Annotated in this window: 7 protein-coding genes and 1 tRNA gene; 1 reads left to right on the forward strand and 7 read right to left on the reverse strand. The window is 30.9% G+C overall.

Going from position 1 to position 16,557, the window contains the following annotated elements; genetic code table 11:
* Positions 1-2: 2 nt before the first annotated feature.
* The 6 genes from EDL80_RS02925 to EDL80_RS02950 all read right to left on the reverse strand — a co-directional run bounded on the left by EDL80_RS02925 (position 3) and on the right by EDL80_RS02950 (position 13,785).
* The gene (locus tag EDL80_RS02925) at positions 3-4,751 is read right to left on the reverse strand and encodes a type IV secretion system protein (RefSeq protein WP_158406691.1); all 4,749 of its coding nucleotides are present in this window, start codon (positions 4,749-4,751) and stop codon (positions 3-5) included.
* Between the two features lies 1 nt (position 4,752).
* Positions 4,753-7,443, reverse strand: coding sequence for a type IV secretion system protein (locus tag EDL80_RS02930; protein ID WP_158406692.1), 2,691 nt, complete (start codon positions 7,441-7,443; stop codon positions 4,753-4,755).
* 141 nt (positions 7,444-7,584) lie between these two features.
* A complete protein-coding gene (locus tag EDL80_RS02935) occupies positions 7,585-10,023 on the reverse strand; it encodes a type IV secretion system protein (RefSeq protein WP_158406693.1) in 2,439 nt (812 codons plus the stop codon).
* 37 nt (positions 10,024-10,060) lie between these two features.
* Entirely contained in the window at positions 10,061-12,463 is a 2,403-nt protein-coding gene (locus tag EDL80_RS02940; RefSeq protein WP_158406694.1) for a VirB4 family type IV secretion/conjugal transfer ATPase, read from the reverse strand.
* Positions 12,463-12,756 (reverse strand): type IV secretion system protein VirB3, encoded by a 294-nt coding sequence (locus tag EDL80_RS02945; protein ID WP_158406695.1) that lies wholly within the window; start codon positions 12,754-12,756, stop codon positions 12,463-12,465. The genes EDL80_RS02940 and EDL80_RS02945 overlap by 1 nt, the downstream gene beginning before the upstream one ends.
* A 405-nt stretch (positions 12,757-13,161) precedes the next feature.
* A complete protein-coding gene (locus EDL80_RS02950; protein ID WP_158406696.1) occupies positions 13,162-13,785 on the reverse strand; it encodes a superoxide dismutase in 624 nt (207 codons plus the stop codon).
* Between the two features lie 260 nt (positions 13,786-14,045).
* On the opposite strand from EDL80_RS02950, the gene EDL80_RS02955 reads away from it, so the two are divergent.
* Positions 14,046-15,308: a PstA family ABC transporter permease gene (locus tag EDL80_RS02955; protein WP_158406697.1), complete on the forward strand. Its 1,263-nt coding sequence runs from the start codon at positions 14,046-14,048 to the stop codon at positions 15,306-15,308.
* 1,029 nt (positions 15,309-16,337) lie between these two features.
* Here EDL80_RS02955 and EDL80_RS02960 read toward each other — a convergent pair.
* A tRNA-Arg gene (locus EDL80_RS02960) sits at positions 16,338-16,410 on the reverse strand.
* Between the last annotated feature and the right edge of the window lie 147 nt (positions 16,411-16,557).

Consider the following 16,557-nt stretch of genomic DNA (forward strand, 5'->3'; position numbering starts at 1 on the left):
TTTTATTCTTCTTTCTTCTTACCACGCCTTCTCACCTTAGATCTTTCATGGGACTCTTCTTCCACATCTATAGCTGACTGATGACCGGCAATTTTTTCTTTCACGCTGGAATATTCATCCATATACAGTCTTTGTTTTTGAGGCCCATCCAGGAAATTAATTCCACGCTTACCCCTCTTACTACTAACATCCTCACTTTCATTAGAAGAAACATCAACAGCACTTGATACTTTACCTTCTTCACTATTCATATCACCAGTACTATCAGATACATTGTTATTTTCATCAACACCTGATTTATCCTCTTCTGAAGTTGAGCTATTAGTATCACTATTTCCATCACCTGATTCACTAGCTGAACCATCACTTGTACTACTTTCTTGCTCTACGTTTTCTTGTGTACTACTACCTTTATCATTATCATCGGGTACTTTATCTGTAGTATCTCCTAAACCATCAGCTGAAGTACTATTGACAGTATCATGCCTATCACTTTCATTATCTGTTTCCCCTACACCAGAAGAACCATCACTTTCCGTACTACTATTTCGACTCTCATCATCATCAGATACTTTTTCTGTAGTACTTGATCCCTCATGCGTTGCAGCACTATCAACACTATCTTGAACATCTGTAGTATCATGTCTGTCAGTTGTAGACTCAGCTTCCTCTATATCAGACTTGCCTTGCTGTTCATTATTATCTTGATTTTCATTATCATCAGATACTTTATCCGAAGCACTACCTGTTTCTTCATGCGTTGCAGTACTATCAACACTATCTTGAACATCTGTAGTATCATGTCTGTCAGTTGTAGACTCAGCTTCCTCTACATCAGACTTACCTTGCTGCTCATTATTATCTTGATTTTCATTATTATCAGACACTTTATCCGAAGCACTACCTGTTTCTTCATGTGTTTGAGAACTATCTACATTATTTTGATCACCTGTAGCATCATGTCTGTCAGTTGTAGACTCAGCTTCCTCTACATCAGATTTGCCTTGCTGCTCATTATTATCTTGATTTTCATTATTATCAGACACTTTATCCGAAGCACTACCTGTTTCTTCATGTGTTTGAGAACTATCTACATTATTTTGATCACCTGTAGTATCATATCTATCAGTTGTAGGCTCAGCTTCCTCTACATCAGACTTGCCTTGTCGTTCATCATCATATCCACTTTCAGTATCACTATTACCTGCTCTTGAATCACTATCTTGTGTATCACTATCTACACTACTCTCTACACTCGTATTACTTGATGAATCATCCACTGGATTTCCTACACCACGATCAGAAGTATCAGCTACATTACCTAAACCACTAACATTATTACCATCAGTATTATCTCTATAACTTGAAGAATCAGTATCTAATACTTGACCCCTACCAGAATCCATTAAACTATGATCAACTGGGCCGTAACGGCCTCCTTGAGAAACTCGGCTACCTTCATTACTATCAACAACTTCTTGATCTGGGGACACATTATTACCACCTAATTTATCCTGATCACCAACAACTGGTCTATTATCACCACCATCACCATCCTTACTCAATGGTTCCCCTTCATTAACAGGATTAGTACCAGCTCTACTTGAAATATTAACATCTGACTGACCAGTAGATCTACGGTTTGCCATTGCACTCTTAATAATACTCTGAGTTTCTTGATCAAGCCCTACTATCGATGCCAAAGATTGAGTAGCTGCATGTAAACTAGCACCAATACCAGCAATACTTCCCGAAATAGACTGAGAAATAGATTCTGACATTCCTCTAAATGCCTTCATAGCATTCGCTGTAATAAGCAATACTAAAACTGATGTAATCCCAAAAGGAAGCCCAAGAAATCCAATTCTACCATCTCTAGAATCTGACTCTCTAACAGCATCATCTATAGACAATTCACTAGCATAACCTACCGGCAATAACAAAGGCATAACACAAATATCAGGTGGTGCACCTTTTTCAGCCACACTTGTAGGAAGACTTAACCCAAGAAAACATTGATTACAAACAGTAAAACCTGTCACATCATGCAACACTGTTAACATTACTTGATTTAAAAATGCAAGCGCAGCAAATAAGATTATAGGTTGCAGTGAAAAATTCACTAACATTTTAATCCAAGAATCAAATAATGTTTTTGTTAATTGAAACAAGAGAAAAGTTATAAAAATAGGAGCTAACGTAGCTAAAAATGCAACAGCAACAATAGTAAACAAGTATGCTATCACTGCCTCAATTATACATAGAAAAAATACAAACACAGCCCATATAATCATAGCAAATACAAGCCATCCTATAGGACCTGTAACTATTAATGTCAAAAATCTAATCCACACTTCTCCTGTTAATAATACTCCTATAGTTGGATCTAAAAATGAAAATGAATTATCTCCATCCAACTCTCCGTTGAATGTAGCTATCAAATCACTTACACCTTGAACAAATAGAGAGAAGAAATGACTACTAAAAAGTTCCCAACTATCTTGACTCAATAAACCAACTACTACTGCTATTTTAGCAACACGGACTCCCAAATCATATTTAGTACATTTTACAACCCCTATAACATAACCCAATATCGTAAAAATAATATATAAAGTACATAATGCTTGTACCCCTCTCCACAATCTCCCGGAAGTAGTTTGATTGGTATAAATATGTTGTACTGCACCTTTTGAGTTAGTACTACGGATAACATCCATTGCTTGAGATATACTACTAGTTTTTTGATTATCAGGTAATCCATACAAGATCTTTAATAGAAAATCTCTAATCATCACAAATGCTTGAGAAAAATTAGGATTCCATCTACTAATAGCAAATTCAACAGTATACTTATTACTTGACTCAACACTTGGCATACTTCGATAATCAAATTGATCTTCATAACCTCTAACATCTACTCCTAAATAAATAGTACCAGATTTTTTTGTAGAATTATCGTCATTTATTGTATAAGTTGCAGTTCCAGAAGCAGAGTTTGTGTCACCTTTCTTTGAAACAAAAAGCTCAGTAGTATTTTCACTACCTGGCAACATAGTTGGAGGAGTATTTCCTATGTACATGTATAATTTCTTTCCATCTACAAAATTACACATACGTTCTACATGAATATTATACCCACCAGAATAATCTTTATATTTATTATATTCACCTATTATCCCAAAATTCAATAGAACAGGATCATCAAGTTCATAAGTATAATTAACATTAGATTTTATGCTATTTTCTTTCACACTTTTTCCAGGAATACTATAAATACATCTGAACCCCGTTGCATCACCAGGAAAACAACGATGCAACAATTCTTTATCACTCTTACCTACTCTATTATTAAATAATCTAAAATATGCTGTCAATCCTGCTATTATTTCTGTCTTAACATCTTTATTCCATTCTTGCTTTGTCCAATCCTTCTTCTCTAAATCTTCTTTCTTTGCATTCTTAAACTCTTGATTTGAATTATCCGTAACACTACATTCATTACTACTTCCATTAATAGTTAATACAGAAGGTATTTTACCTTGTTGCGTCAATGATTCATTAGATTTACATATCGTACCACAAACACAATTAATATCATAAGTGGTAAAATTATTAAGAACATCTATAGTATCTTGTGTAACTTCTAATTCTATAGCTTTTTTTTCTCGTAGTTCTTTATAATATCTTAGGGTGTCAGTACCATTATTTTTTATATAACCCATAAGGTCTTTCTTGTTAAGTTCCTTAATAATCTCACATTGACTTTTTAACTTATCAACACTTTTCTGATTCTTAATTGTCCTAGCATCATAAACAAAAGGAGCTTTTATCCAATTTTTCTTACTATCACTTGTATAAAATATTTTGTTTCCACGAGGAGAATATCTATTATCCACTAATGCAGAAACTTTTGTCCCTTGCAAACGATCTATTCCTCCACTTCCTTGTGGAAAATGTATACAATCCTCTGATTTATCTCCCATTTTTATAGAAAAAGATTGTACACCACTTTTACATATATCTTCAGCTTTTATAGGGTGAGCACATTTATCATCTGAAAATATTTCATTGTCAGAATAATATATAATACCTGAATTTTTTAATTCAGCACTACTACAACTTTTAATCTTTACTTGTCTAGGCACTAGATTAACCCTAAAAACATCACCTTTATTAAGACGAAATGTGCTTATAGTATGAACATCAGGTGAAAAAATCATTTGATTTACTTGATTTACTTGCTTCACTTGTTGTTCCTTAGCTTGTTTTTGACCTTTTGTAACATCAGATTTAAAAATTATCTGATCTACTAAGTTTCGTTCCCATGTATTTTTCTGATGCTTTAGATAAGCACCTCCACATACTTTCTTCATATTAAAATAAGTAGATTCATTTTGATACTTATAATCAGGAATCCCATCATTACACGAAATAGCCGGTACAATTATTTCTTTTGGATTCAAAGAATCCTTAGGACATAGATTCACTGATCCACTAATTGTTAAGTTAACTTTTTGGTCTTCACTAACTCTTATTCCAGTATCAACCCAATGAGGATGCACCTTTTTATAATACTGCGTAGTTTTTTTTCCATCTTTCGTTATCTCCTTTGCTATAATACTAACCTTTGCTGTAGGTACAACATCAACACTAACTGAGGTACTACTTACACCTTTACTACCTTCTATACAATTGATCCCACATCCAGTTATAAAACACAGCATCAATAATATAACACCATTTTTCATATTATTTACCAAAACTAGATGGAGGACTTTCAGGAATTAAAACACCACTACGTGACGACTTATTACCATCTTCTGCAGGCAAAGGAGCAGCAAAAGAACTACGTTTACGCTCACCATCACTACTTTGATTATTCATACTACTCATTTCATTATATCTTTCCCTTTGCATACGAGTATTCCTATCCATACCAATTACCCCTAAAAGGCTCTCTTTCGCATGATCAGCAACTGAAGACAAATTAGCAAATGATCCAAAAATTGACGTACACATTTCCCCAGAAGATCCAACAAAATGTTTAGTAGCATTTACCATAATAACAAAGGCTATTATTTTAGTAACAGGAGCTGGTAATCCTATAAATATTAATGAGTCACCATTTACTGAATCTCTCATATTATCAGAAAACGTTGAAAGAGGAGAAAAACCAGAAGGAAGGAGAAATTCAAGCAAACAGAAAGTTATTTTAATTATTCCTATATCAATAGTAGGTTCAATAACACAAGCATCACACGATTCAAAATTAAACATAGCTTGTATTATACTATCTATTGCTCCAGTAAGAAGAGCAAAAGATGCAAATATAATAACAGGTTGCATGACTGTCTGAACTAAAGACTTTATCCATGCATCAAAAATTGCCTTAGTACGCTTAAATAGAATACAAATTATAAAAAATGGCGCTATACTCAACAACAATCCTACAAGAACAATAGATATTAAATAGGTAATAATTGCACCTGCAATAGTTAAAAACAAAACACATAATCCCCAAAATATTAAAGTTACACTTACCCATCCTATTGGTCCTGTAAAAAACAATGATAGTATTTGTAACCAACTACTAGATAAAGAAAACCTATATAACATCATATCTAAAAATGCAAAACTTGTACTATCCTTAGCTTCTTGACCTGTAAGAATATTAATTAGTTCTATAGGAGCGTCAGTAAATAATCTAAATAAATAATTATGAAAAAAGTCCCAACTATTAGGACCAATAACATACATTACTACACTTATTTTTAACGTTATAACTAGTAATTCAAAAATAGAAGATTTAGCAAAACCAACAAAATAAAATAATGCATTTATCAAGATGTACAAAACCAGTAATGCTTTTACCATTTGGATAAAATGCGTATTTTTGATCAAACTATCATATATTAAATGGACAGATCCAGAATTAGTAGCTGATGTACCATATAACCCTCTGTATAAACTATCCTTTAAGGCATTAACGATATAAGAGATAATTTGAGGTATTTTCTTTTTCGCAACAACTGTTATATTAAAATAACCAGTGTTATTTTGGTACCCATCTCCATTATCTTTTACACCGAAATACAATTCACCATCTTTATCTTGTTTTGTTAAATTGATAGTTACACTTTTATCGCTGGCAAATTCAATTTTATGTGTATTTCCCTCCCCTGGTTTGTTACTAGGTACACCTTTAGATATTGCATAATACAAACTATCTTCAGCATAACCACTACAATCTCTCATAGCTTCAATCTTATATTTACCTTTCAACGTACTACCTTGCGGAGGACGCACTTGTAAATACAGACCTGAAGTACCATCTTTAATTTCTTTTAAAAATGTATAGTCATAACCAGTCAATAACCCTATAGCATTATCAACTTTACTATTTTGTTCATCACTTTTCCATTTGTTAACTATCTCATCAGACTTAATAAAACTGTTTATGTTTTGATCATGCAATAGATATACAAAACGTAATCCTGTATATTGTATATTGTCCTTTACACTACATTGTGTCCTACCAATACAAGAACGGATATCTTCTTGTCCTGGAATATAATTCACTTTTTCAACAACAAAACAATTTTCTTCACTCTTCTTATTCTCATAACTATAAAAACCACACAAATTTCCACACAACATATTTATAGTATATGCATCATATAACCTTTTGTATTTTTGTATTAAATCAGGATCTCGATCTTTGTTTTTTTGAGTATCATCCTGATTTTTACAAAGCAAAGACAGATCAGAGTTTATTCCCTGATCATTTCCATTACGTGTATTATTATATTTACTTAAACTATCAACTAATTTATCATACATACTAGAATTAACATTATATAAAATCCTAGATGGAAAATCAATCCAAGCCCTTTCTTCTTCCTTTTTCTCTTGTGATGTGGTTCCTTTCTTTTCTAAATACATCATATTATTCATTTGACCATTATGTTTACCAAAAGGTATATAATGATGTTCTCCAAAATAAGTGTCCATACACTTATCTTTATTTTGAACATAAACTCTAGGATCTTTGTTATCACATATATCTTTATCAACAGTAAACTCAAACTCAGGCACTACTCTAAAGCTAAGTTTATCTTTTTGCATTATATTATTAAACCCTAAATAAAACTTTTTCTCACTTCCGCTTGTTTCATCACCATTAACAAAAATATCTATTGTTTTTTTATCATTACTACAAAAATTAACATTTACAGTACTTACACTAATATCTAACAACTCCCTTCCAGCTAATATTAAATCTGATTTAACCCAGGTAATATGTTCTTTTTCTCCTTCTTTTATTCCAGCAATTACAACACTTGAATATTCATCGTATAACATATCTTGTGGCTTGATACACTTATGATATCCACAGCTCGATAGAAGTAAAACACTGATTACCAATACTATTCTCATCATAAAATCAGCTCTTCTACTTTAATAAACAACATAACATTTAATACATTCTACTATCTTACAAATTAAACCAACATACATTCTTATTATAAGTTCTCTGTTATTCCCTCTTATTTATTATCAAAATACTCACGAAGAACCGTCTTATGAGTCAGATGACTTAGAGGACCCAGAAGATATTTCATCCTTACCTCCATCTGATCCAGATTTACTACCTCCTAACCTATTACTAATAGCTTCCCTCGCCTTATTGAAACCAGTACCTTGTGCTTTACCTGCAAGATTCATTGCAGAACCCATCATAGCTTTAGGACTTAATGATGAACCAACGTGACCTGCCCTTGGATCTCCCGCGAGCTCAGCTGCAATATAAGAAATAGAAGACAAGAAATGATAAAACAAAAACCCTATCAATACCATCATCAACAGCTTTGTCCACAACATCTCAGCTTCATGTCTAAAATCAGGAGCATAAGCATTGAATCCCAAAAATGCAGGTTGTGATAAAAACTTTATATTTCCAAACATACAAGCCAGATTATAGTCATATTTTGCACTATCACATTGCTTTGGATCTTTTAATTTAAAAGTAATTCTTTGAGCATCAATGATGGTAACCTCATGCCTTTGAAATTCAAGATCTTCAAAATATAAGTTATCAAACACAGTAAATAACAATGCAAGAAACCCAAATAATATAACAGGATACAAACTATAAACCATTAACTGTCTAATCCACCCATCAAAGAACCCTTTTGTAGCTTGAAACAGTACCATAGGAATCATAAGTGGAGAAATTAATATTAGAATAGTAAGTGCTATTAATGATAATAAGAATATGTAAACCAACCATATTATAATAAACAACAACATTAATACGGCAAAGATTGCAACTAAACATAACATCATCTTAGTATTAAATAACATAGTAGCAAAAAACATACCTGCTGTTATGAATAACCCAAGTAAAACAGTTGCAGATCCACCAATTAACTGCTGGCCAAGATAAAATAGTACTCTACAATCTAATCTATCCCACGGAGCTATGTACTTATACTCATTAGAATAATCTGATTCTTTATAGTCACATATACTCTGCTTACCCCCCGCACTTAATACTATATCTGACAGACCAATTGATAATTTCACTAACTGATCATAATAATGAGACATTGCATTACCTTGAGTAAAATATACTACCAAAGCAAATTTAATTATCAACATATATAATTCAGCTGGACTTTGTATACCACCAAGAGCTGCTTTAATAGCAAACAATATTAGAGCTAATATTAAAACTGCCATTACCGCTCTTTTTAATTTTTCTTGAGCAACTTTTAAAAATCCTACTTTTTGACTACCAGTGCTTTTACCAGCCGCACATGTTCCATTCAATATGTTATTCAATGAACCTTTTATACAAGCAACTATTGTAGAAGTTACAGGAAAAGGAGATTTGACATAAGCACCAACTTTACCTGTACATGCATCATCTATATAACAACTATAGCATTTAGAGTTATCATAATCTATAATTTTACCAGTATCTGACTTAATAGGTTCAGATTTACCACACATAGGTGCTGGAGGACCGCCAGGTCGCATATGACAACCAATTTCAGCATTAGGCCATAAAGGTAAACCACTCCCTTTAACAGCATAAACACAAATCTTATCAGACTTTTCTACAGCACGAAAGGTAATTGTATGAATAGTCTTTTCTTCACCAGCTCGTAAAACTTCACATTTAACAGATCCTTGCAAAGCATATTTTGCTCTTTTTATTTGAGAATCACCATAATCAGCTTCCCTTGGATAATCTCCAGCTCTTAATAATGCATCAACATCACCTGAAACAGCTTGTCCTATATTTTTTATCATAGTAAACGGATTACTAATACCTACCGGATTACGATAACAAACTTCTATATAAGATGAACTCGATACCCGATTTTTAGGCCATTGATATTTATCTGCCTTTTTAAACTTTCTAGAATGACAAGTAGGTTCTTGATCTTTAGCAGCTTTCAAACTAAACGTATCTTGATTGTTTTCCTTTTTAGTAGCAATACATCTAAAATACTCCTCTTCAAGTCCAATATCTTTATTAGCACAATCAGGATAACTGCCTTCAGGTTGTTCACATTCCTTATAATCACCAAGTTTAATATTATTAACTCCGTTCTTATTTTCTTTTTTCAGATCAAAATCATCAAATCGCATCACTGGATGACGAACAAATGCCCAATTACAAGCAAAAAATGATGTAGCTCTAGTAATAGCAACTCCAATGGACACAAATGCTGATCCTACCATAATTAAACCAATAACCCAATGTCCTGTTGCAAACACTGGAATACTCGCTATAATAAGCGCAATACCAGCAGTAAATCCTGAAATTCCAATGTATTTAGTGTGCTCATTTATTGTTGCACAAAGGGGATTGCTAGCTAATGTTGTTCTATAAATTGCCACTTTTTCACTATCAGCTTCTACAGCTAGAGCAGGCTTAGTACACATAAAGTTAATATTGATTAAAAATAACATTAATATATATATTAACTTTTTACTAGCCTTTAGCATAATCAACTCTTTTATTAAGAATATCTAACAAATTACTTTATATATATTTTGCTCTTTCATAAAATATAGGTAACCAAACATTTGGGTCATCACCCACTTCTTTTATTAAATCATGTAACATTAATACTGTTTCCGTCCTACCTGATAAAACACTTATTATGTCTTCAAGTCCACTTAAGTTAATCCTAGCAACCACTGCACTAACACCCTGCTTAACTAAGAAAAATCTCGTACTAGGATCAGTATGTTTTATCAAAGTATATTCTCTTTCAGTTAACATAAATACATTTCTATAAGCACTAGTAGCTTTCAAATTAGGCAAAAATATTTGAGTAGCAGTTTGTTGTACCAAAGTATCACTAATAGCACTTTTACTAGCATCTTCTACACTTTGAGTAGCAAAAATAACAAATGTATTTAACTTTCTTAAAACTTTCAACCAATCTTTTATTTTAGGAGCAAATACTGGGTTATCTATCAACGCCCATGCTTCATCTAAAACAATAATAGAAGGAGTACCATCTAAAGAAATACTAATTCTATGAAATAAATATAATAATACAGGAGCAAGAGACACAGGATCTTTTAATAAATGGCTCATTTCAAATCCAAATACCCTAGATTTATTAAAATCTAATAAATCTTCCTTATTATCAAATATCGCTGCATGTGATCCACTACTATGCCACATAGATATTGCTCCAGCTAAAGTATTAGGACCATCCAAACCCAAAAATGGGACTAAATTACTTAATATTCTATGTTCCTTTTTTAACTTAAAATTACCTTCAATTGCATCATTAATACGAGTTATATCTTCAGAAGTAAATTTATCATTAAATACTGATATTAAAGATTTAATCCATTCCATTAAAAACGTTCGATTATCTGGCGTATCATCAAGCTGTAAGGGGTTAAATCCTGTGAGATTCCTAGGCTCTATAACCATGTAAACCCCATCTATCGCTCTTATAAAAATTTCAGCACCATAATCCTTATCAAAAAAGAAAATTCTTGGTGAAAATTTCATAGCTTGCGCACATAAAAAATTCATCAATACTGTTTTTCCACCACCTGTAGGACCTATAATAGATGTATGACCAACATCACGAATATGAAAATTAAAGAAAAAAGGAGTACCAGAAGTAGTATCAAATACTGTAACTGCTTCTCCCCAATGATTATTAAACTTTTTTCCAACAGGATAATTATGTTGAGATGCAAACCCGGCCATATTTAGCGTACTAATTATAGCTTTACGCACTACATATTCAAAATTTCCAGGTAATTGAGCCCAAAATGCTGGCTCCAAGTTAATCTTTTCCCTAACTGGATATACCCCACAGTTAGATAATTCAGATTCTATTAGAGACAACGCATTATCAAGAGTTTTTAAACTCTTTTCTGCACATAAAATTGTTAAATGATGTTGTCCAAAAGCAATCCTACCACTAGTTGCATCATCCAAAGCTTGACTTATTTCTACTACTTGTGATACAGCTTTATCTGAAGATTGTATCATACGATTTTGCTGGATTTGCATCTTAGTAATAGCACTTTGCCTATTAGTGAAACGAAAAGACTGAGTAATAATCAATTCATAAGGTAGTTGTAAAAATGCATCTAACATACCTGCAGAAGTGGTTTGACCGTATTCTTTTAAGCTAATTAATCCAGCATATTTACACTCATTATGGCTTACAACCTGTATCGTCTTGTGACCAAAATACAACCTATGCATAGGTAAGTATCGTGACACATCTCCCATAGGAAATAATGCATATTGAAAAGATCCGCAATTTACTATTTGCAATAAAAATTCCATAATTTCAGAAAATATCCCATGTTTGGTTTCCCTTACACCTAAAATTTTAGGCATATAATTACGCAAACTTGTAAATACACGATTTGTTACTTCATCTAAATCTTCAGAAATAGCATGCAAATCTTTCATTCTTGCTTCTTGTGCAGCAGCTTTTCCAAATTTATCAAGGATACTAGAAAGAAATTCCATACCCTTTTTGCTACCTTCTCTAACTATTGTAATATATAAGTCATTAGTAAAAGATTGCTTTGTTGCATGCTTTTCTCGCCATTTTACATTGACATAATTTGCAAATGAACTAGATACCTTATCACTAGCAAAACCTTCTGTAAAAGCATTTCTTCTACGTCTAATTATATGAAAATATAAGCCAAAAGATGCAGACGATATACTTCTTAACATCTGATTACGAATTGAATTTTGTATAGATAAATCTTCATCGTCAGCAGTTTCAAAAGCATATCCAGATAATTTAATAACCTTAAGCATTGAACCATCCTTCGTCATCAATGTAGAAGAATTCCAATGCTCACTATAGGGAATAAAATTAGATTCATGATATTCCCGAGCTATTATTTTTCTTTTTTTAGTCTGTAACCTATTTAGCTTTAACATCACATCACATCGTAAGAATTAGCATTATGATAAAACCTATTTAAACATTTACTACATCTTTTCATTCTTAGCATAAATAACTCTAAGAATAAGGGTTCTTTTGACGAAGCTAGAAAACCTACAGCATGTATACCCGGACCTAAAATAAATAATGCTCTAAAGTCATTAGTATACATAAATATCATTATGCAAATCATGAAATTTAACATTGCAAATATATAACTAACACCAAACAGCATTGTAGGGCGTGTTAAACCTTTAAATAACTGATCTGCTTTAACAGTACCTGCCATAAATAAACAACCAAAATAAAAACATAATATAGTGATCCTAGGTCTTAAAGGTGCATACTACAACTAAATGTTTAAAATATAAAATAACACCTATAATGGCACACAACAAATCTAAAGTAACAATAACAATTTAATAAAACATTAAATCAGAATCATTTATCTAGTTAACAAATCCTTTTCATTAATAATTGCTCATGTATATTAATAAAAGTATCATTTATTATCTATAAAAATATCCGAAAAAACTAACAAAACTCAAATTACATAATTTAAATATTACTATACTAAATTAATACCTAAAATATCATAATAAAGATTAAAATTCTATAAGTAAATTCAGCAATTAATAGATAGATAATACAAGTTAACTAATCTACTATTAAGAAAATACCAACTCATATTTACTTAAATAATACATTTAGAAAACTTCTGAGATGCAAAATCCCAATTCACTAAATGCTTTAAAAATATTTCTATGTAGCTTTGACGGACGTTAAAGTAATCCAAATAATATGCATGTTCCCATACATCCATAGTCAATAATGGATATGTATCAGGATACTGAGTAATAGGAGTATCACCATTAGCTGTACAAAGAATCTTAAGTTTTTGTTCTGTAATATCAAAAACTAACCATATCCAACCACTACCAAAATGACTCTTTCCAGCTTCAGTAAAAGCATGATTAAACTTGTCAATACTTCCAAAATCTTTATTAATTCTATTGAGTAATTCTCCTGTAGGAGCTATACCTCCATTCTTTTTGATAGACTGCCAATAAAAGTTATGATTCCATACTTGACCAGCATTATTAAATATTGATCTGGTTGCTAAATTACCATGCGTAGCCTTAATAACTGTAGGTAAATCTTCATTTGTATAAGTACAAAAATCAGTCCCTGCAACAAGATTGTTTAAAGCATTAACATAACCTTGATGATGTTTACCATAATGATAGTCTAACACACTAGCACTTAAATATGGTACTAAATCATCTTTTCTATACGGAAGCTCTGGCAAAGTAAACATATTTTTCCTCCAAATATTCTTAATTATATAACAGATAGTACATCAAAATTCAGATATTTATAATCCTAAAAAGAATATCAAATAAAAAATTATATCTTTCAAGTAGATATATATTATACAAAAAATATATGCATATACTATAAATAAAAAACTATGCCAAATTAATATATTTATTTTATATAAAAACACTTTTAATATAAAAAAATCATAGATAAAATTAAAAGCTATATTAATACTAAGACATTACATTCATTGATAATATGTATATACAAAAAAAATTAGGTAAATTACTAAAATATCGCCATATTGCTTCTCGTGTATCCTTAAAAAATAGGAAAGATCGATTTCTATCAATCTTATCAATGAGTGCACTAATTTTTTCATTAGGAATATTATTCTTAATTTTAGGTAGCATTATTAATAATGGCTATAACGCATTAACAGCAACAGAAATTTTACTACCTATCACCATAGATAAAAACTCTACAACTGACAACACGAAAATAAGAAGTAGCTTGATAGACTCTATACATAAATCCCTAGAAACATTATTTTCAGACATTATAGATACTTCAGATCCTAGTAATAAACAAGCTATCTATAGTATTATTAGTGAAACCGCACACCATAATTTAGCAGATTTTGTACATAAAAATCCACAAGCTGCTACTTTCAAAATGTGGTTTAAGGCTTCCACCATGTTTAATAGAATGATAAAACAAAAACAAATACATAATAAAATATTCTCAACAATCATTACAAAACTGCAAAACGAAAACTTAATAAAACAATCATTTAATGACGCTTTATTTACCAAATATAACTCCATGTCACCAGAAAATAGTGGAATAATTGGATCATTAATAGGATCGACATTTTCAATAATTATATGTTTAGTTCTTGCATTGCCAATAGGAATAACATCTGGCATATGTCTAAATGAACTAATACCAAAAAACAAAATATCCTATATAATCGAAGTTAGTATTACAAATCTTGCAGCTGTACCTTCAATAATATTTGGTATTCTAGGATTAGCAATCTATATAAACATTTTTAAAATACCACGTTCATCAGCCTTTATAGCCGGTATGACTTTATCGCTAATGATGTTACCAAACTTAGTAATAGCAACAAAACAAGCTTTAGCAGCTGTACCATCATCTGTGAAAGATGCTGCATTTTCACTAGGTGCATCAAATATGCAAGTTATATTACATCACTCATTCCCATTAGCATTACCTGGTATTATGCAAGGTGTAATTTTAAGTATAGCCAGAATATTAGGAGAATCCTCTCCACTAATTATGATAGGTATGGTAGCATTTATCGTGGATATACCTAAAAATTTCCTAGATCCAACAACGGTACTACCTGTACAAATATACATGTGGGCAAGCAATCCACATATTGAATTTATACAGCTAGCTGCAATTGCAATAGTAGCATTGCTACTTATGCTGTTAGTTTTAAATCTCGTTGTAACTTTTATACGAAAGAAATTTGATCACTTTATTTTCTAAAACATCTAATAAGTCACAATACACTTAAAAACTATTACATGCAAACAAATCCTTATATTCTAGTAATATGTGATTGATAATATCAAATATCTTAAAAATACAAAGTGATACATCAATATTCTCATGTAAAATATATACTCAAATTTATGTTAATACTAATGTAAAAAGATGAATAACCTACACGAATTTGGACATTGATATTTTTCTAACAAAACTTTATCTTAAAATGCACTACAATTATATTCTACACATATATACACTTCTATATGAATAGCTTACTTATACTAGAATAATAAATCAGAAGTGAAATATCTATACACTCACATATCAATTAACTAATAAAAATAACTCTATAGCAATAATACACATGATATTACTTTAAGAACTTAGTATCAATAAAAACACTGTTTTTTTCTGAAAAATAAATAACAACAGTTGTAATACTTAAAATACATACAAAACATATCATTAGCTACATTTCATATTCATAGTAGTACATAACCTAACATAAGATTATTAATTGTATATCCATTTACGTAACCTACCCGCTATATCTATGTGAAACTAGACACAAAACTCACATTAAGTTTTAAAAGTTCAACTATTAACATAAAAATTGTACTAGTACTACTTATTATTCGTACCAATATAACAATGAATCTACTGATTGTAGAAAAACATTTATTTAATTACTTCAACTATAACTTTTAAATGACCTTTCTACACCATAGAATAGTACTTAAAGGCTACAATAGATCTTTATAATTATAGTAATATGCAAATCACTAACAAGATATACATATTTGATAATTAGTAATATAAACAATTAAGCATTACAAAATTTAATATAATCAAATATAAAACTCTATAAATTACAGCACTTATAACTTATATATGTTACCGTCCACCAATTATTAATTATTATTGAATATAAAAACATAAATATAACAGAATATTACACCTATAATTTTAATATTTACTTTAAAAGATACGATAACTATTTTTAACCCGTCTATTAGTAAAAATACGCGCACTCAGCAGGATTTGAACCTGCGACCTTTACCTCCGGAGGGTAACGCTCTATCCACTGAGCTATAAGTGCAAAATTCTTATACTTATAAATATACTAAACAAGATTACAAGCATATAAAAAAATAATATCTACAAAATTAAATCTTTAATTCAGATTATATTCAAATCATGTTTTTTAAAATAACACCTAAAATAATTCTATAACATAAGCAAACCC

The sequence above is a fragment of the Ehrlichia ruminantium genome, from assembly GCF_009728835.1.
Lineage (GTDB): Bacteria > Pseudomonadota > Alphaproteobacteria > Rickettsiales > Anaplasmataceae > Ehrlichia > Ehrlichia ruminantium_B.